This window comes from Rhodococcus sp. 14C212 (genome assembly GCF_011058195.1).
Lineage (GTDB): Bacteria > Actinomycetota > Actinomycetes > Mycobacteriales > Mycobacteriaceae > Rhodococcus > Rhodococcus aetherivorans.
In genome coordinates this window covers 36785-53827 of the sequence record NZ_JAALEH010000008.1, presented here as the reverse complement: position 1 = coordinate 53827, position 17043 = coordinate 36785, and the positions used below count along the sequence as shown (strand labels likewise).

Here is a 17043-nt window from a genome sequence, read left to right as displayed (position 1 = left end):
CTCGACACGATGACCTCGACGCTAGGCCGGTCCGACCGGCACACCACCCCGGAAGGCAACCCGGTCGAACCGGAGCAACTGCGGATCCTGCTCGGCACGGCGGCCAAGGTGCCGGTAGTGACCCTCGCGCTGATCGCCACGCTGGTGGTGACCACAATGGTGGCCGCGAGCAGCGATCTGACCGGCATCTACGCGGCGATCGCGGGAAGCTGGCTGGCCCTGCACCAGGTGACGCTGACGATCGACGGGGTATCGCTCGGCGTGCTGCCGTTGCTGCCGACGGCGGTGCTGGTATGGCTGACCGCCAGGGCCGCGGGCTCGGCCACCGAGGGCTTCGTCGCGCTCGGCGGCCGTCCGCTCGATCGTCGGAACGCCTCACGCATCGCCGTGGCCACCCTCGCGGGTCCGACGGTGATCACGGTCGTGGCACTGATCGTGATCCAGGATGCGGCGAGCGTCCTGCCCGTCGTCACCCCCAATCCGGCGGCCGCGCTGGCCTGGGTGACCGCGCTCTACCTGCTCGGGGCCGGGCTCGGCATCGGTGCCCGGACGTGGCGGCCGCTGTCCGTCCGCTACGGCGTGCCGAACTGGCTGGTCGCCGCCGTGTGTCCCGCGGCCCGCACGGTGCTGGGGATGTTCGCCTCGGCCGGGGTGGTGACCGTACTCGGGCTGTTGTGGTCGTGGACCGTGGTCGGTGACCTGATCGGTCGCGGCGGGGGAGTGACCGGGGCGCTCGGGTTGACGGTGCTGTCGGTGCTGTACCTGCCCAATGTGCTGATCGGTGCCGCCGCCGTGGTGGCCGGCAGCACGGTGCAGTTCGGCGACGTGACCCTGAGCCTGTTCGAGGCGACCGGCGGTGACCTGCCCGCGCTGCCGGTGCTCGCCGTGATTCCACCGGGACCGGCCGCGCCGTTCTGGCCGGTGCTGCTGGCCGTTCCCGCGACGGTGGGTGCGCTGCTCGGACGGTACGTCGCCCAGCGCCACCTCGAGGCGCGGGCCCGGGGGGAGTACGCGTCCTCCACCGACGCCGCGCTCACGGTGGTCGCCGCGGCGGCGCTCGCGGGCGCGACGACCGCGCTGGCCACGTGGGTCGCCGGTGGCCCCCTGGGGGTCTTCGGTGTGGTCGGCGGAAACTGGTGGCTCGCCGGGGTGCTGGTGTTCGCGTGGACGGGACTGCTGGGCCTCGTCACCTCGCAGCTGCTGCTGTGGCGCGAGCACCGCCTGGCCGCGGCGGACGCCGCCCGTGCGTCGGCCGCCGAAGAGAACGCCGCCGCGGAGAACGCCGCCGCGGAGAACGCCGCCGCGGAGAACGCCGCCGCGGAGAACGCCGCCGCCGAGAACGCCGCCGCCGAGAACGCCGCCGCCGAGAATCCCGACGACGGCGAGCCGGTCGAGGAGGCCGACGCCGCCCCGCTCGGCGAGGTGAAGGTGCTCGAGGCGGGCCCGGCGACGCCGGCCGCCGACGTGCTCGACGCCGAGATCGTCGAGGACGGCCGCGAGGGCGGGCAGGACGCCGCAGGCGACGCGGATGTCGCCGACGACGCAGACGCAGACGACGCCGGGGCTCCCGCCGTCGCCGACACCGAGGTCGAGGACGCCGCCGGCGAGCCGGGCGAGGCCGAGCAGGATGCCGGCGCGCCGCCGGCGCGCAACCGCGACCTGCCGGACGGGGCCGCACCCCCCAAGGGCTAGGCTCTACCCGGCCGAGCATCCGGCCGACCCTCTCGAGTTCCAGGAGTAGAGCGCTGACTGCCTCGCGTGACCAGCTGCCGCCGACTGCGCCGGCACGGGTCGTCGTCCTCGCCTCGGGCACCGGAAGCCTGCTGCGGTCGCTGATCGACGCGACGCGCACGGACGGGTATCCCGCTCGGATCGTCGCCGTCGGAGTGGACCGCGAGTGCGCCGCCGAGGGTCACGCGGAGGCCGCCGGCATCCCGTATGTCCGCGTCGTGCTGCGCGAGCACCCGGACCGCGCCGCGTGGGACCGCGCCCTCACCGACGCCGTCGCCGCGCACGAGCCGGACCTGGTGGTCTCGGCCGGTTTCATGAAGATCCTGGGGCCGACCTTCCTGCACCGGTTCGGCGGCCGCATCGTCAACACCCACCCCGCGCTGCTGCCGGCGTTCCCCGGCGCACACGCCGTCCCCGACGCCCTCGCCTACGGGGTGAAGGTCACCGGGTCGACCGTGCACCTGGTCGATGCCGGTGTCGACACCGGCCCCATCCTGGCGCAGGAACCCGTGCCGGTCCTCGACGACGACGACGAGGCCACCCTGCACGAACGCATCAAGGTTGTGGAGCGACGGTTGCTGGCCGATGTGGTCGCCGCCGTCGCCACCCGTGGAGTTGTATCCGATGGACGAAAGGCCGTGATCCCCAGTGACCGAACGTAAGGCTGTGCGACGTGCACTCGTCAGCGTCTACGACAAGACCGGTTTGGTCGAACTGGCGACGGGGCTGCACGAGGCGGGTGTCGCGCTGGTCTCGACCGGTTCCACGGCCGCGACCATCGCCGGCGCCGGCATCCCCGTCACCAAGGTGGAGGACCTGACCGGCTTCCCCGAGTGCCTCGAGGGCCGGGTCAAGACGCTGCACCCGCGGGTGCATGCCGGCATCCTCGCCGACACGCGCAAGCAGGACCACCTCGACCAGCTCGCCGAGCTCGGTGTCGAGGCGTTCGAGCTGGTCGTGGTGAACCTGTACCCGTTCACGCAGACCGTCGCCTCGGGGGCCACCCCCGACGAGTGCGTCGAGCAGATCGACATCGGCGGCCCGTCCATGGTGCGTGCCGCCGCGAAGAACCATCCGTCGGTCGCCGTGGTCGTCGATCCGGCCCGGTACGACGACGTGCTCGCCGCCGTCCAGGCGGGTGGCTTCACCCTGCCGCAGCGCAAAGCCCTTGCCGCCCAGGCATTCCAGCACACCGCCGCCTACGACGTGGCGGTGGCGAGCTGGATGAACGCCGGCTATGCCGTCCCGGAGGCGGACGCCGCCGAGCAGTTCCCGGCCTGGGCCGGTGCGACGTGGGAGCGCGCGGCCGTGCTGCGGTACGGCGAGAACCCGCATCAGGCGGCGGCGCTGTACGTGAACGAGGCCGGCGAGCCGGGCCTGGCCCGGGCCGAGCAGTTCCACGGCAAGGAGATGTCCTACAACAACTACCAGGACGCCGACGCGGCCTGGCGCGCCGCGCACGACCACGACCGGCCGTGCGTCGCGATCATCAAGCACGCCAACCCGTGCGGCATCGCGGTGGCGGACACCGTCGCCGAGGCGCACCGTAAGGCGCACGAGTGCGACCCGGTGAGCGCGTTCGGCGGCGTGATCGCCGTCAACCGCGAGGTGAGCGTGGAGATGGCCGAGCAGGTCGCCGAGATCTTCACCGAGGTGATCATTGCCCCGGCGTACGCGGCCGGCGCGGTCGAGGTGCTCAGCCGCAAGAAGAACATCCGCATCCTGCGGGCCGACTCGCCGCAGGCGGCGCAGGTCGAGCTGCGTCAGATCTCCGGCGGCATGCTGCTGCAGGAGCGCGACACCCTCACCGCGCCGGGTGATTCGGCCGGGAACTGGGAGCTGGCCTGCGGCGAGCCCTCCGACGCCGAGACCCTCGCGGATCTCGAGTTTGCCTGGCGCGCCTGCCGGGCCGTGAAGTCCAACGCGATCCTGCTCGCCGCGGGCGGCGCCACCGTCGGCGTCGGCATGGGCCAGGTCAACCGCGTGGACTCCGCCCGGCTCGCGGTCTCACGCGCCGGCGACCGTGTCACCGGATCCGTCGCCGCATCGGACGCGTTCTTCCCGTTCGCGGACGGCCTGCAGGTGCTCACCGAGGCCGGCGTCAAGGCCATCGTGCAGCCGGGTGGTTCGGTGCGCGACAACGAGGTGATCGAGGCCGCTCGCGAGGCCGGCGTGACCCTGTACCTCACCGGCGCACGGCACTTCGCGCACTGAGCGCCGCCCGGCCGCCCGCGCCGTCAGGCCGCGTGCGGGTGGCCGGTCGCCGGGCGGGTCACGGTCCGCGGCGCGGCGTCGCGGGCGTCGGAGATGACCAGTCGGGCGGCACCGCGGTCGAGCAGTTCGCGGATGAGGTCCGCAGCGGCCGCGGCCTGTTCGGTGCCGACGTGGCTCAGGTCGATCGTGATCGCGTGACCGGTGAGATCGACGGGCAGGTCCTTGGGGACGGCGCCGGTGGCGCCGAGTCGCAGTTTCATCGTGTTCTCCTCTTACTGGACAAGATCGGTACGGGATAAAGAAGGGCACCCGAGGCGATGTGCCCGGGTGCCCGAGAAGGAGTCTTCGAGTCGTCGACTCATTCCCGGGGTCGCCACTTGGCGAAGTGGAAGTACGCGTAGGTGTGTCGGCACCAGGTGGGTACGGCAATGCGCATCGACTTCGCCGCGATGACCTTGTCGTTTCGCATCGGACCGTACCTTTCTCGTGTGTTCCTACGGGTTAACCGGACACCATACCCGAGTAAAGCGAATCTGACATCTCTTGTGTTCCGCCCGTCTCGGGCGAGGGGTCAGAGCTTGGCGAGCCACGCCTCGAAACCGTGGGTGAACTCGTCGGAGAAGGGCAGATCGGCGATGTAGTCGGCGCCGGTGGACTGCTGGTCGCCGATGTCCTTGAGCACGTGGTTGGCCCGGTGCAGGCGCAGCGAGGTGAGGCTCGTGTGCACGAGCGCCGAGTCGAGGGCGTCGACGTCCTCGACCCGCACCTGGATGTCCTTCGCGGAGACGCTGGTGAGGACCGGCAGCGCCCCGTCGAGCTGGGCCGCGAGCATCCGCGGATCGAGGGCGTCCTCCTCGGCGAGGGCCTTCGCGTTCGCCGACACCAGTCCGGCGTTGCGGAGCGGCTCGGGCAGGGTGTCGCTGAGGGTGCCGTCGGCACGCAGCGATTCGACGGCGTCCGCGAGAGCGAGGCGCAGTTCGTCGGCGACCTGGATCGGGAGCTGACCGGCGTCGACGACGGCGTCGAGCTGGGCGTCGATCTGGGCGGTGAGCAGGTCCAGCAGCCGTACGGCCAGCGGCTCGAGCAGGGCGATGCCCGCGACGGGTGCGCCGGCGTGAGCGAGGGAGAGGGCGATGAGCGCGCCCTCGCTGTGTCCGACGACGTAGAGCCGCTCGGAGTCGACGCCCGGCTGTCCGGCGAGGAACCGCAGGCCGTCGGTGGCGGCGTCGATGAAGGTGGAGAATCCGAGGTCGGCGACGTCGGATACGTCGTACGGACCCAGGCCGGTGACGCCGCTGCCGAGCTTGTCGTAGCGCAGGCTGGCGAAGCCGTTGCGTTCGAGCACGTCGGCGAGGTGACGCAGGGTGCCGATCGGGCCGGGCAGCAGCGCGCTGTCGCCGTTGCGGTCGGTGGGACCGCTGCCGGCGAGAAGCAGCACGGCGGGGACGTCCCCGTCGCCCGCGGCGGGCACGCGCAGGCTGCCGTGCAGGGTCACGTCGCCGCTGGAGAAGGAGATGTCGGTGTCCGCCATGGCGTCGTGTCTATCAGAACCGGTCAGCCCGTCCGCAGGCGGCTCAGCCGTCGGTACCCGCGGTGGACGGCCCACGCGAAGCCGGCGAGCAGGGGCACGACGAGCAGTGGGACGACGAGCGCGATCAACGACGTGACGAAGGAGAGCAGGTCGTCGAGCAGCGACAGCGCCGGGTTGCCGAGTCCCGCCGTCGTGACCGTGCTCGCCGCGCGGGTGCCGGTCTGCACCGTGCTCACCGCCATCGCGGCCGGGGCGCCCACGACGATGCCGGCGAGGGCCGCCATCGCCGGGTCGAGATCGGCGAACGCGGCCCAGGCGGCGAGCGCGCCGGCGACGGGCCGCACGACGGTCGCGACGGCCGAGAGGACGTTGTCGACGAGGGGGACCAGGTCGGCGCCGATCTCGACGACGGTGGCGATCGCCAGGGCGACGAGCGCGCCCGTCGACCCCACCCACTGCATCGACTCGTTGAGCGCGATCCCGAACAGGCCGAAGTGCACCGCGGTGCCGAGCATCAGCAGCGGGAGAAAGGTGCGCAGGCCGGTGGCGGCGGCCAGCCCGAGGCCGAGCAGTGCCGCGAGGAGCCAGGTGTCCATGGCGGGAGTGTAGGGATCGCTGCCGACACCGGGAGCCGAACCGGGCCGGGCAGGCGCTCCCGCGCGGGGTTCCCGCCGCGGCGACGCGCCGCGGCTGCAGGTGCCGAAATCACCGAACGCTCGTACCTTGGGAGGGGTGACGTCACCCACAGTCAGGCCGTCCACCCTCGGCGAGCTGCGCGCCTCGGGCCACGTGCACCGCTCCGTCAAGGACGAGATCCGGCAGAACCTGCTCGCCGCCCTGCGCGACGGCATCGACCCGTGGCCGGGCATCGTCGGATTCGACGACACCGTCGTTCCGCAACTCGAACGCGCCCTCCTCGCGGGCCACGACGTGGTGCTGCTCGGTGAACGCGGTCAGGGCAAGACCCGGTTGCTGCGCACCCTGCCCCTGCTGCTCGACGAGTGGACTCCGGTGATCGCCGGCTCCGAGCTCGGGGAGCATCCCTACGACCCGATCACCCCCGCCTCGATCCGCCGCGCCGCCGAGCTCGGCGACGACCTGCCCGTCGCCTGGCGGCACCGCAGCGAGCGCTACGCCGAGAAGCTCGCCACCCCCGACACCTCCGTCGCCGACCTGGTCGGCGACGTCGACCCCGTCAAGGTCGCCGAGGGCCGCAGCCTCGGCGACCCCGAGACCATCCACTTCGGTCTCGTGCCCCGCGCCCACCGCGGCATCGTCGCCGTCAACGAGCTGCCCGACCTCGCCGAGCGCATCCAGGTCTCGCTGCTCAACGTGATGGAGGAGCGCGACATCCAGGTACGCGGGTACACGCTGCGGCTCCCGCTCGACGTCCTGCTCGTCGCCAGCGCCAACCCGGAGGACTACACCAACCGCGGCCGGATCATCACCCCGCTCAAGGACCGGTTCGGCGCCGAGATCCGTACCCACTACCCGACGCAGCTCGACGACGAGATCGCCGTCATCGAGCAGGAGGCGCAGCTGCAGTCGCGGGTCCCGGACTTCCTGCTCGAGATCCTGGCCCGCTTCACCCGCCTGCTGCGCGAATCCACGTCGGTGGACCAGCGTTCCGGCGTGTCCGCGCGCTTCGCCGTCGCCGGCGCCGAGACCGTCGCGGCCGCCGCGATGCGCCGCGGGGCCGTGCTCGGCGAGGCCGACCCCGTCGCACGGCCCGTCGACCTCGGCACCGTCGTGGAGGTGCTGCGCGGCAAGGTCGAGTTCGAATCCGGCGAGGAGGGGCGGGAATTCGAGGTGCTCGACCACCTTCTCCGGCGGGCCACGGCGGATGCCGCCCGCACCCGGCTGGCCGGGGTGGACCTCGGTCCGCTCGTCGCGGCGGTCGAGCAGGGCCGGCCGGTGGTGACCGGCGACCGGATCACCGCCAAGTCGCTGCTCGACGAGCTGCCCGACCTGCCCGTCCTGGACATCGTCGCCGAACGGCTCGGCGCGGACGACATCGGAACCCGCGCTGCCGCCGTCGAACTCGCCCTCGAGGGCCTCTACCTGGCGCGGCGGATCGCCAAGCACGCCGACGACGACGGTGCCGCGGTGTACTCCTGATGAGCCGGGGCGCGCGGTACGGACCCTACGACGGCGGCGACCCGCTCGCCCCGCCGGTGGATCTGCGTGAGGCCCTCGCCGCCATCGGCGAGGACGTGCTGTCCGGTAGTTCGCCGCGGCGTGCGCTGCGGGAGCTGCTGCGCCGCGGGCACGGGTCCATGCGAGGCCTGGACCGGCTTGCCGCGCAGGCGAATCGACGTCGCAGGGACCTGCTGGACCGCACGAATCTCGACGGCACGCTGCGCGAGGTGCGCGAACTGCTCGACCGGGCCGTGCTCGAGGAACGCAAGGCGCTCGCGCGTGCTCTCGACGACGACGCCCGGTTCGCGGAGATGCGGATCGAGGAACTGCCCGCCTCCGCCGCCCAGGCCGTGCAGGAACTCGCCGACTACGACTGGCGCAGTTCGCAAGCCCGGGAGGACTACGAGAAGATCCGCGACCTGCTGGGGCGGGAGATGCTCGACCAGCGGTTCGCCGGGATGAAGCAGGCCCTCGAAGGCGCGACCGACGAGGACCGCGAGCGTGTGAACCGAATGCTCGAGGATCTGAATGATCTGCTGGACAAGCATTCCCGCGGGGAGGACACCCAGGAGGACTTCGAGCAGTTCATGGCCGAGCACGGCGACTTCTTCCCGGAGAACCCCCGCAATGTGGAGGAACTGCTCGACTCGCTGGCCCAGCGCGCGGCGGCGGCGCAGCGACTGCGCAACTCGCTCAGCCAGGAACAGCGCGACGAACTCGACGCCCTCGCCCAGCAGGCGTTCGGTTCGCCGAGCCTGATGTCGCAGCTCGACCGCCTCGACTCGCACCTGCGCGCCGCCCGTCCCGGGGAGGACTGGGCCGGGTCGGAGCGGTTCCGCGGCGACCGGGGCATGGGCCTCGGCGAAGCCACCGGGGCGCTGCAGGACGTTTCCGAACTCGACGCGCTCGCCGAGCAGCTCTCCCAGCAGTACGCCGGGGCCTCCCTCGACGACATCGACCTCGACGCCCTGGCCCGCCAGCTCGGCGACGAGGCCGCGGCCGACGCGCGCATGCTCGCCCAGCTCGAGAAGGAACTGCAGCGGCAGGGGTTCTTCGACCGCGGCGCCGACGGGCAGTGGCGCCTGTCGCCCAAGGCGATGCGCGAACTCGGCCGGACCGCGCTGCGCGACGTCATGGACCAGCTGTCCACCCGCGGTGGGCAGCGCGAGACCCGCCGTGCGGGGGCGACGGGCGAGCCCACCGGGGCGTCGCGCCCGTGGGAGTTCGGCGACACCGAGCCGTGGGACGTCGTGCGCACCCTCACCAACGCCACCCTGCGCGCCCCCGCGCGAATCCCGGTGCGGATGAACGTCACCGACGTCGAGGTCGTCGAGACCGAGCAGCGCACCCAGGCCGCGGTGGCGCTGTTGGTGGACACCTCCTTCTCGATGGTGATGGACGGTCGATGGGTGCCGATGAAGCGCACGGCACTGGCTCTCAACCATCTGGTCTCGACCCGGTTCCGCGGCGACGCACTGCAGCTCATCGCGTTCGGCCGGCACGCTCGCGTCGTCACCGCCACCGAACTCGCCGGGCTGGACGGGGTCTACGAGCAGGGCACCAACCTGCATCATGCGCTGATGCTGGCCGGCCGGCACCTGCGCCGGCACTCCAACGCCCAGCCGGTGGTGCTGGTGGTCACCGACGGCGAACCCACCGCGCACCTCGAGGCGGACGGCTACGCGGCGTTCGACTATCCACCCAGCGCCCGCACCCTGGGGATGACCGTCCGCGAACTCGATCATCTCGCCCGCGCCGGCGCGCACGTGACGATCTTCCGGCTCGGCGACGATCCGGGGCTGGCACGGATCGTCGACCGGATGGCGCGCCGGGTCGGTGGGCGGGTCGTCGCGCCCGACGTCGACGGTCTCGGCGCCGCCGTCGTCGGCGACTATGTGCGGCTGCGCCGCCGCTGACGCGGCCCGTGCGCGGTTCCGGTAGCGGGAGCTACCGAGAACGCGCACGGGCGGGGTCTACCTGCGCAGCGCCCGCCACGTGCTCACCGCGGCAGCCGACAGCAGTCCCGCGGTCACGAGGAACACCGATGCGGTGCCGGCGACCCCGGCGATCGCGCCCGCTGCCAACGGTACCGACACCTGGCCGAGACGGTTGCCGGTGAGGCGTACCGCCAGCGCCGACGCCCGGTCCGCCGGTGCCACCAGTTCGACCACCCACGTCATGGTCAGCGGCTGCCCGAAACCCCAGAAGGCGCCGCAGATCGCCAGGAGCGCGCCCAGCGCCCACGGGTCGGGCAGAAACGGCAGGGCCGCGACGGGCAGGGCAGTGCACGCCGTCGCCGACAGCAGCAGGCGTCGCCGCGGGATCCTCCGCAGCGCCCACGGCAGCACCGCGCGCGAGACGATCGACGCGACGGTGCGGGCGGTGAGCAGGGCCGACACGAGCAGCACCCCGAATCCGAACTCCTCACCGAGCAGCGGCAGGTACGCGACGACGATGTCCACGGACGCCAGCACCACGAGGCTCGAGAACATCGCGGGCTTCATCCCGCGCGTGCGCAGCATCGACAGCACCGACTGCGGGGGCGCGTCGTCCGGGGTGCGTCCGGAGCCGGGTGGTTCGCGCAAGCCGACGACGAACGGCAGGGCCATCGCGGCCAGAACCGTCATCACGAGCAGCGCCGGCGTGGTCTCGACGGTCTCGCCGTTGCTCGCCGCAGCGATCACGCCGGCGAGCGGCACCCCGATCGCCTGACCGACCGACACCCCGAGGGTGATGCCCGCGAAGCCGCGATCGAGCTCGCCCGGCGGCGACAGGATCGACACGAACGCCTGCCCGGACACCGTCACCAGGAGCTGACCGAGACCCAGGACGGCGTTGCCGAGGCCGAGCACCAGCAGGCCCGGGCTGAGGGCGATGATCAGCGCACCGGCCACCGACACGACCACCCCGCCCCGGAGGATCCCGGCCGCGTGCCGGCGGTCGACGGCCCGGCCGAGTGGCACCGCGAGCACCAGCGGAACGAGGGCGAACAGGGCCGTCACGACGCCGATCACGGCCGCGTCGCCGCCGAGGGTGAGAACGCGGTAGGAGACGAGGACGCGCACCGACTGGAACGTCGCGTGCAGCAGCGCCGTCGCCGTGCACAGGAGCAGCAGCCAGTGCCGGGGAGTGCGGGCCATGGATCAGCCGGCCGTCACGATCCGGTCGGCGAGCGGTGCCCGCAGCGTCAGTTCGAGCACACCGGTGACGGCGATCATGATGCACGCCCGGTCCACCGCCTCGGGCAGGGTGCCGCCGCGCAGCGCCACCGTCACGGCGGTGCCGGACTCGGTGACGGTGGCGTCGACCCCGAAACACTCGGGTGTGCCGGTCTCGAAGTGGACGGCGATGCGGTCGCCGCCGACGCGGGTCCACGACCGTATCGGGATGGGGTGCGGGTCGACGAGGTCGTCGCGGGCCGTGAAGACCGTTGCCCCCTCCGGCGTCGGCGCCTCGGGCAGGGCGGGGACGCCGGCGCCGCCCGGCCCGCACGCGACGGCCAGGACGCAGCAGGCGGCGAGCAGCAACAATCGCATGGGTCTCAACCTAGCCGCGCCCGTCATGCCAGCAGCGCGGCGACGACGCCGATCGCGGGTATCGAAGCGAGCGTGGTGACCAGCGCGGCGTCGCGGGCGAGCACCATGCCGCGGCCGTAGCGGCTGGCGTAGACGAACACGTTCTGTGCGGTCGGCAACGTCGCCACCACGACGATCGCGAAGAGTTCGTGCCCGTCGAGGCCCATCAGGTGGCGGGCCATGAGGTAGGCGAGGACGGGCTGCACCACGATCTTGAGCACCGAGGCGAGTGCGACGTCGCGCCTTGGGCTGGTGCCCTTTTCGAGTACCCGCACACCCTGGAGCGACAGGCCGAACGCGAGCAGGGCACCCGGCACCGAGGCGCCCCCGAGGAGGTGGAACGGCTGCATCAGCGCGGGGGGCAGCGTCCAGCCGGCGACGGCGGCGGTGAGCCCGGCCGCACCGGCCAGCACGATGGGGTTCTTGAACGGGGCGGTGATCGTCTCCATCCGGGACGCGCCGGCGCGCATCGTGGACAGGTCCAGCATCGTCAACGCGATGGGGGAGAACAGCACGATCTGGAACAGCAGCAGTGGCGCGACGAACGACGCGTCGCCGAGGACGAACACCGCGATCGGGATACCGAGGTTGGCGGAGTTGACATAGGAGGCGGCCAGCGCGCCGATCGTCAGTTCCGGCAGGGGCCGGCGCAGCCAGAGTGTGGCGACGACGAGGTAGAGCGCGGCGACGGCGAACGCCGTGGCTGCCGCGACGTATAGGGTGGGGGAGAAGATCACCGACAGGTCGGAGGTGGCCAGCGAGTCGAACAGCAGCGCGGGGGTGGCGACGAAGAACACCATCCGGCTGAGCACGAACTGGCCCTCGGGTCCGAGCGTGCCGGTGCGGCCGAGCGCGAATCCGATCGCGATGATCACGAAGATGACGCTGAATCCCGCGATCACGCCCGACACCGACCGTCACAACCCTTCGTCACCACACGACACTCAGGCGCTGCACGCCAGACCGAGAACCTTACCGGCGGTAACGGCACCGCTGCTCACCGGGCATGCCGGGTAGGCGAGCGTCCCTGCGGGCCCCGCCCGGGCATCCCGGCCGAAAGTCTGCGATGCTGAAAAAATGCCGACCGACCCGATTGTTTATCCTCCGGCCAATGTCATCGCGCTGGCTCAGCATCCGCGCTACCAGCATGCCGACTGGACGATCTCGGAGCGGCTGGTGCGACGGCAGGAACTGGTTCTGCAGCATCTCGGCGTGCGGAGCGCCGACGATGCCTGAGGTGATCCGGGCCCCGAGGCCGGGCGCGCCCCGGAGCGGCCGTGCTCTGCGGCGGGCTCAGGGTGTCACCGTGGCGACGAACGTCATCCGGTCCCCGCGGTAGAGCGACCGTCGCTGCTCGATCGGGGCGTCGTGCTGGTCGTACGACACGCGGTTGAGCAGGAGCATGGGTGTGCGGATGTCGGCGTCGAGGAGTGCCGCCTCGCGGGCGTCGGGCAGGGTGGTCTCGATGTACTCGACTGCGCGCGCGAAGGTGATGCCGCGCGCGCGGATCGCCGCATACAGCGACGACGTGGAGTCGAAGCTGCCGACGAGTCCCGGAAAGCGATGGGCGGGCAGGCGCGTCCGTTCGAGTCCGACGCGGACGCCGTCGGTGAGCAGGATGCGTTCGAGTTCGAGGACGGGGTCGCCGACGGCGATCGCGAGCACATCGGCGAGGTCGGGGTCGGCGGCGAGGTCGGTCCAGCCGACGAGAATGCGTCCCGCGCTGCGGCCCTCCGCGAGTGCCGCCTCGGTGTAGGAGCCGATGATCAGCGGTTGCAGGATCTTGGGCTTCGCGACGACGGTGCCCCGGCCGCGGCGCTCGATGCGGCCGTCGACGAGGAGCTCGCGCAGTGCTTGGCGAACGGTCTCCCGGGCCACGTCGAACCGCGTGGCGAGATCGCGCTCGGAGGGCACCGGGTCGCCGACGGAGAGCTCGTCGAGCAGGGCGTCGACCTGATGCCGCACGATCTGGTGCTTGGGGACCCTGGCCTCGCGAGCGGTTGCTGTCACGCTCGAAGTGTACCGGATTTTGGTCTATACCAATTGTTCACCGCGCGTTCGCCTGAGATCTCCCCATTGGTCTAGACCATCGCTCAGGCTCGGGGTCATGCGAATCCTGATCATCGGCGGCGGCATTCTGGGCACCGCCCACGCCGACGCCGCCGTCCGCCGCGGACACGATGTCGTTCACCTCGAACGCGAACCGGAGGCCCGGGGCGCCACCGTCCGCAACTTCGGCCTCGTGTGGGTCTCCGGGCGTACCGAGGGCGAACTGGCTGCCACCCTGCGTTCCCGCGAGTTGTGGGCCGACCTCGGCGCCCGCGTCCCCGGCATCGGTTTCCGGGCGAACGGATCGATCACCCTTCTTCGCAGCGACGCCGAGGTGGCCGTCGCCCGGGAGGCCGCCGGCCGCGCCGACGCCCGTGACCGGGGCTTCACCCTGCTCGAGCCCGAGGCGGTCCGGCGGCTCAATCCCGCCCTGCGCGGCAAGTTCGTCGCCGGCCTGCACTGCAGCACCGACGCCGCCGTCGAATCCCGCGTCGCCCTGCCCGCGATCCGGTGGCACCTCGCCACCTCCGGGCGGTATCGATTCCGGCCGGGGACCGAGGCGCGCACCGTGACCCGCACCGCTCACGGCACCGTGCAGGTGCGCGACGACCACGGCGCCGTCCACGAGACCGACCTCGTGCTCGTGTGCCCCGGAGCGACCCTGTCCGGCCTCGCCCGCGAACTCGGCGGCGACCTGCCCCTGCGCCGCGTGCGATTGCAGATGATGCAGACCGCACCGCTGGGCGAGAAGCTCACCACGTCCGTCGCCGACGGCGACAGCCTGCGCTACTACCCGGGATTCGCCGGGGCCGCGCTGGAGGAGCTGAAGGCGTGCGAACCGCAGGCGCTCACCGCCGAGCAGCACCGTATGCAGCTGCTGTGCGTGCAGCGCCTGGACGGCGGGCTCACTCTCGGCGACACCCACGAGTACGACGAACCGTTCGCCTTCGACGTCGACGAGGCCCCGTACGAGCACCTCGTCACCGTCGCCGAGGAACTGCTCGGACACCGGCTCCCGCCGGTCGTGCGGCGCTGGGCCGGGGTCTACAGCCAGTGCCTCGATCCCACCGAACTCGTCCACCGTGCCCGCGTCGACGACGACATCTGGATCATCGCCGGACCGGGCGGCCGCGGCATGACCCTCGGCCCCTACCTCGGCGAGCGGACCGCCGATCTCCTCGAACTCTGAACACCCTCTCCCGCAACGATTCCGGAGTAGCAATGACTGTCATCCGACTGGCCGTGCTCGACATGGCCGGCACCACCGTCGCCGACGGCGGCCTCGTCCTCCGCGCCTTCGACGCGGCCGCCACCAGCGTCGGACTGCCCACCGACGGGCCCGAACGCGACGCCGCCCGGCGCCACGTCCTCGACACGATGGGCCGGTCCAAGATCGTCGTCTTCCGGTCCCTGTTCGGCTCCGAGGAACGGGCCCGCGCCGCGAACGCCGCCTTCGAACGGACCTACGACGAATTCGTCGACGCCGGCGAGGTCGAGCCGATCCCCGGGGCCGCCGAGGCGATCACCCGGCTGCGCGACGCCGGTCTCGCCGTGGCCCTCACCACCGGCTTCAGCCGTGCCACCCAGGACCGGCTGCTCGCCGCCCTCGGCTGGGAGGACCTCGCCGATCTCGCTCTCACGCCGTCCGATGCCGGTCGCGGCCGGCCGTACCCCGACCTGGTGCTCACCGCGCTGCTGCGCGCCGAGGTCGACGACGTTCGCGAGGTAGCCGTGGTCGGCGACACCGTGGGCGACATGCTCTCCGGCCGCCGCGCCGGTGCCTCCGTCGTCGCCGGCACCCGCACCGGCGCCCACGACGAACAGGCGCTGCGCGACGCCGGGGCCACCCACATCGTCGGTTCCGTCGCCGACCTGCCCGATCTGCTCCTGCAGTCCTGACAGACACCCCGACCCCGAGGACTTCCCGACATGCACTTCTCCAGCCGAACGGTCGCCGCGACCGCGCTCGCGACCGGCCTCGCTCTCACCCTCACCGCCTGCGGCGGCTCCGATCCCGACGCCGTCAACGCCCAGGGCTTCCCCGAGAAGCTCACCCTGGCCGCGATTCCCGCCGAGAACTCGGCGGACCTGCAGGCCGGTTACGACCCGATCATCGCGCTCCTCGAGCGCGAGACCGGCGCCGAGGTCGAGTTCGTGCAGGCCTCCGACTACGCCGGCGTGGTCGAGGGCATCATCGCCGACAACGTCGACCTCGCCTTCTTCGGTCCGTTCGCCTACGTCGTGGCCGGCGTCAACGGCGCCGATGTCAGCCCGCTCGGCGCCGTCGTCCAGGAGGCCGGCGGCGAGCCGGGTTACCGGTCCTACGGCCTCACCCGCTCCGACAACACCGAGATCGACGGCATCGACGACTTCGCCGGCAAGGACGTGTGCTTCGTCGACCCCGGCTCGACGTCCGGATTTCTCTACCCCTCCGCGGGACTCATCGAGGCCGGCGTCGTCGAATCCGGCACCGAGCAGGCCGTCGCCGCCGGTGTGAACCCGGTCTACGCGGGCGGCCACGACGCCTCGGCCCTCGCGATCGCCGCCGGCGACTGCGATGCCGGATTCGCCTTCGACACCATGGTCGACGAGACCATGATCGCCAGCGGCGACCTGAAGGAAGGCGAGCTGAAGAAGGTCTGGGAGTCCGAGACGATCGCCGGCTCGCTGTTCGTGGCGAGCAACTCGCTCGGTGCCGACACCGTCGACCGGCTCCGCACGATCTTCGTCGACAAGGCCAACGCCGATCACATGCGCGCCGCGGGACTGTGCGACGGCGAGTGCCGCATCACCGACGAACGGGCGTGGGGCGTCGTCGCCGCGACCGACGCCGACTACGAGGGCGTGCGCGAGGTGTGTGCCCTGACCGAGTCCGACAAGTGCAAGGGCTGAGTTGAACAGCGATCACACCGTCGCGGGCGACGGCGACCCCACCGTCGCGGGCGACGGCGACCCCACCGTCGCGGGCGACGGCGACCCCACCGTCGCGGGCGACGACGTCGTCGTCTCCGCCCGTCGCGTCACGAAGAAGTTCGGCGACACCGTGGCTCTCGACGGTGTCGACCTCGAGGTGCACCGCAGCGAACTCGTCGTGCTGCTGGGCCTGTCCGGCTCGGGCAAGTCGACGCTGCTGCGCTGCCTCAACGGTCTGCACAGCGTCTCCGACGGGGCCGTGGAGGTGGCCGGCACCCGCGTCGATCTGGCGTCCCGCGCCGAGCTGCGCATGCTGCGGCGGGAGGTCGGGTTCGTCTTCCAGCACTTCAACCTCGTCGGCCGGCTCAGCTGCCTCGAGAACGTCCTCGTCGGCGGGCTCGGGCGCCTGCGCCTGCCCCGCTACGGCGCCGCGACGTACCCGAAGCGGATGCGCACCGAGGCCCTCGCCCACCTCGACCGCGTGGGGCTGGCCGACCTCGCGGATCGTCGCGCCGACACCCTCTCCGGCGGGCAGCAGCAACGGGTCGCGATCGCGCGGACGCTGATGCAGCGTCCCACCGTCCTGCTCGCCGACGAACCGGTCGCGTCCCTCGACCCCGAGAACGCCGGGGTGGTGATGGACCTGCTCTTCCGGGTGTGCATGGAGGACACGCTCACCGTCGTGTGCACCCTGCACCAGGTGGACCTTGCGCTGGGCTGGGCCCACCGGATCGTCGGCCTGCGCGGTGGACGGAAGGTGCTCGACCGGCCGGCCGTGGAGCTGAGCAGGGGTGAGGCCATGGACATCTATCGGCGGGTCGACCCGGCCGCCCGGCCGGCCTCGGCGCCGACGGGACCGTCGTGAGCACCGCCCTCGCGCCGTCGCCGCCC

Annotated in this window: 17 protein-coding genes; 10 read left to right on the top strand and 7 right to left on the bottom strand. The window is 72.1% G+C overall.

Going from position 1 to position 17043, the window contains the following annotated elements; all coding sequences use genetic code 11:
- Window positions 1-9 precede the first annotated feature (9 nt).
- From G6038_RS06280 to purH, 3 genes are read left to right on the top strand one after another with little or no spacing between them, the layout of a single operon-like run.
- Window positions 10-1692 carry a DUF6350 family protein gene (locus tag G6038_RS06280; RefSeq protein WP_165036652.1) on the top strand — a complete coding sequence of 561 codons (1683 nt, stop codon included), beginning with the start codon at window positions 10-12 and terminating at the stop codon, window positions 1690-1692.
- Between the two features lie 53 nt (window positions 1693-1745).
- A complete protein-coding gene (gene purN / locus G6038_RS06275; protein WP_165036757.1) occupies window positions 1746-2393 on the top strand; it encodes a phosphoribosylglycinamide formyltransferase in 648 nt (215 codons plus the stop codon).
- On the top strand, window positions 2380-3945 hold the full coding sequence (gene purH, locus G6038_RS06270; protein WP_165036650.1) for a bifunctional phosphoribosylaminoimidazolecarboxamide formyltransferase/IMP cyclohydrolase: 1566 nt from the start codon (window positions 2380-2382) through the stop codon (window positions 3943-3945). Before purN ends, purH begins: the two co-directional genes overlap by 14 nt.
- Window positions 3946-3968: 23 nt before the next feature.
- Here purH and G6038_RS06265 read toward each other — a convergent pair whose 3' ends face one another.
- The 3 genes from G6038_RS06265 to G6038_RS06255 form a co-directional block, all read right to left on the bottom strand.
- Window positions 3969-4205: a hypothetical protein gene (locus tag G6038_RS06265; protein ID WP_165036648.1), complete on the bottom strand. Its 237-nt coding sequence runs from the start codon at window positions 4203-4205 to the stop codon at window positions 3969-3971.
- A gap of 311 nt (window positions 4206-4516) precedes the next feature.
- Window positions 4517-5476, bottom strand: coding sequence for an alpha/beta fold hydrolase (locus G6038_RS06260; RefSeq protein WP_165036646.1), 960 nt, complete (start codon window positions 5474-5476; stop codon window positions 4517-4519).
- 23 nt (window positions 5477-5499) lie between these two features.
- Window positions 5500-6072, bottom strand: coding sequence for a DUF4126 domain-containing protein (locus G6038_RS06255; RefSeq protein ID WP_003937765.1), 573 nt, complete (start codon window positions 6070-6072; stop codon window positions 5500-5502).
- Window positions 6073-6208: 136 nt separating this feature from the next.
- Between G6038_RS06255 and G6038_RS06250 the strand changes: the two genes are divergently transcribed.
- Both G6038_RS06250 and G6038_RS06245 read left to right on the top strand, forming a co-directional pair.
- Window positions 6209-7594, top strand: a complete 1386-nt coding sequence (locus G6038_RS06250; RefSeq protein ID WP_165036644.1) for a sigma 54-interacting transcriptional regulator — start codon at window positions 6209-6211, stop codon at window positions 7592-7594.
- Window positions 7594-9531, top strand: coding sequence for a VWA domain-containing protein (locus G6038_RS06245; RefSeq protein WP_165036642.1), 1938 nt, complete (start codon window positions 7594-7596; stop codon window positions 9529-9531). The genes G6038_RS06250 and G6038_RS06245 overlap by 1 nt, the downstream gene beginning before the upstream one ends.
- A gap of 57 nt (window positions 9532-9588) precedes the next feature.
- Here the strand turns inward: G6038_RS06245 and G6038_RS06240 are convergent, their stop codons facing one another.
- From G6038_RS06240 to G6038_RS06230, 3 genes are read right to left on the bottom strand one after another with little or no spacing between them, the layout of a single operon-like run.
- Window positions 9589-10755 carry an MFS transporter gene (locus G6038_RS06240; protein ID WP_165036640.1) on the bottom strand — a complete coding sequence of 389 codons (1167 nt, stop codon included), beginning with the start codon at window positions 10753-10755 and terminating at the stop codon, window positions 9589-9591.
- 3 nt (window positions 10756-10758) lie between these two features.
- On the bottom strand, window positions 10759-11151 hold the full coding sequence (locus tag G6038_RS06235) for a hypothetical protein (protein ID WP_165036638.1): 393 nt from the start codon (window positions 11149-11151) through the stop codon (window positions 10759-10761).
- 23 nt (window positions 11152-11174) lie between these two features.
- Entirely contained in the window at window positions 11175-12101 is a 927-nt protein-coding gene (locus G6038_RS06230) for an AEC family transporter (protein WP_165036636.1), read from the bottom strand.
- A 166-nt stretch (window positions 12102-12267) separates the two neighbouring features.
- Here G6038_RS06230 and G6038_RS06225 point away from each other — a divergent pair, with 166 nt between their 5' ends.
- A complete protein-coding gene (locus G6038_RS06225) occupies window positions 12268-12426 on the top strand; it encodes a hypothetical protein (protein WP_165036634.1) in 159 nt (52 codons plus the stop codon).
- Window positions 12427-12483: 57 nt separating this feature from the next.
- On the opposite strand, the gene G6038_RS06220 is transcribed toward G6038_RS06225, so the two are convergent.
- Window positions 12484-13200, bottom strand: coding sequence for a GntR family transcriptional regulator (locus tag G6038_RS06220; protein WP_165036632.1), 717 nt, complete (start codon window positions 13198-13200; stop codon window positions 12484-12486).
- A gap of 97 nt (window positions 13201-13297) precedes the next feature.
- Here G6038_RS06220 and G6038_RS06215 point away from each other — a divergent pair, with 97 nt between their 5' ends.
- Genes G6038_RS06215 through phnC form a run of 4 tightly spaced genes read left to right on the top strand, consistent with a single transcriptional unit; the run spans window position 13298 to window position 17017 of the window.
- The gene (locus G6038_RS06215) at window positions 13298-14428 is read left to right on the top strand and encodes a TIGR03364 family FAD-dependent oxidoreductase (protein WP_165036630.1); all 1131 of its coding nucleotides are present in this window, start codon (window positions 13298-13300) and stop codon (window positions 14426-14428) included.
- Window positions 14429-14460: 32 nt separating this feature from the next.
- The gene (locus G6038_RS06210) at window positions 14461-15138 is read left to right on the top strand and encodes a phosphonatase-like hydrolase (RefSeq protein ID WP_165036628.1); all 678 of its coding nucleotides are present in this window, start codon (window positions 14461-14463) and stop codon (window positions 15136-15138) included.
- Between the two features lie 30 nt (window positions 15139-15168).
- On the top strand, window positions 15169-16131 hold the full coding sequence (locus G6038_RS06205) for a phosphate/phosphite/phosphonate ABC transporter substrate-binding protein (protein WP_165036626.1): 963 nt from the start codon (window positions 15169-15171) through the stop codon (window positions 16129-16131).
- 1 nt (window position 16132) lies between these two features.
- Window positions 16133-17017: a phosphonate ABC transporter ATP-binding protein gene (phnC, locus tag G6038_RS06200; RefSeq protein WP_165036624.1), complete on the top strand. Its 885-nt coding sequence runs from the start codon at window positions 16133-16135 to the stop codon at window positions 17015-17017.
- The last annotated feature ends 26 nt before the right edge of the window (window positions 17018-17043 follow it).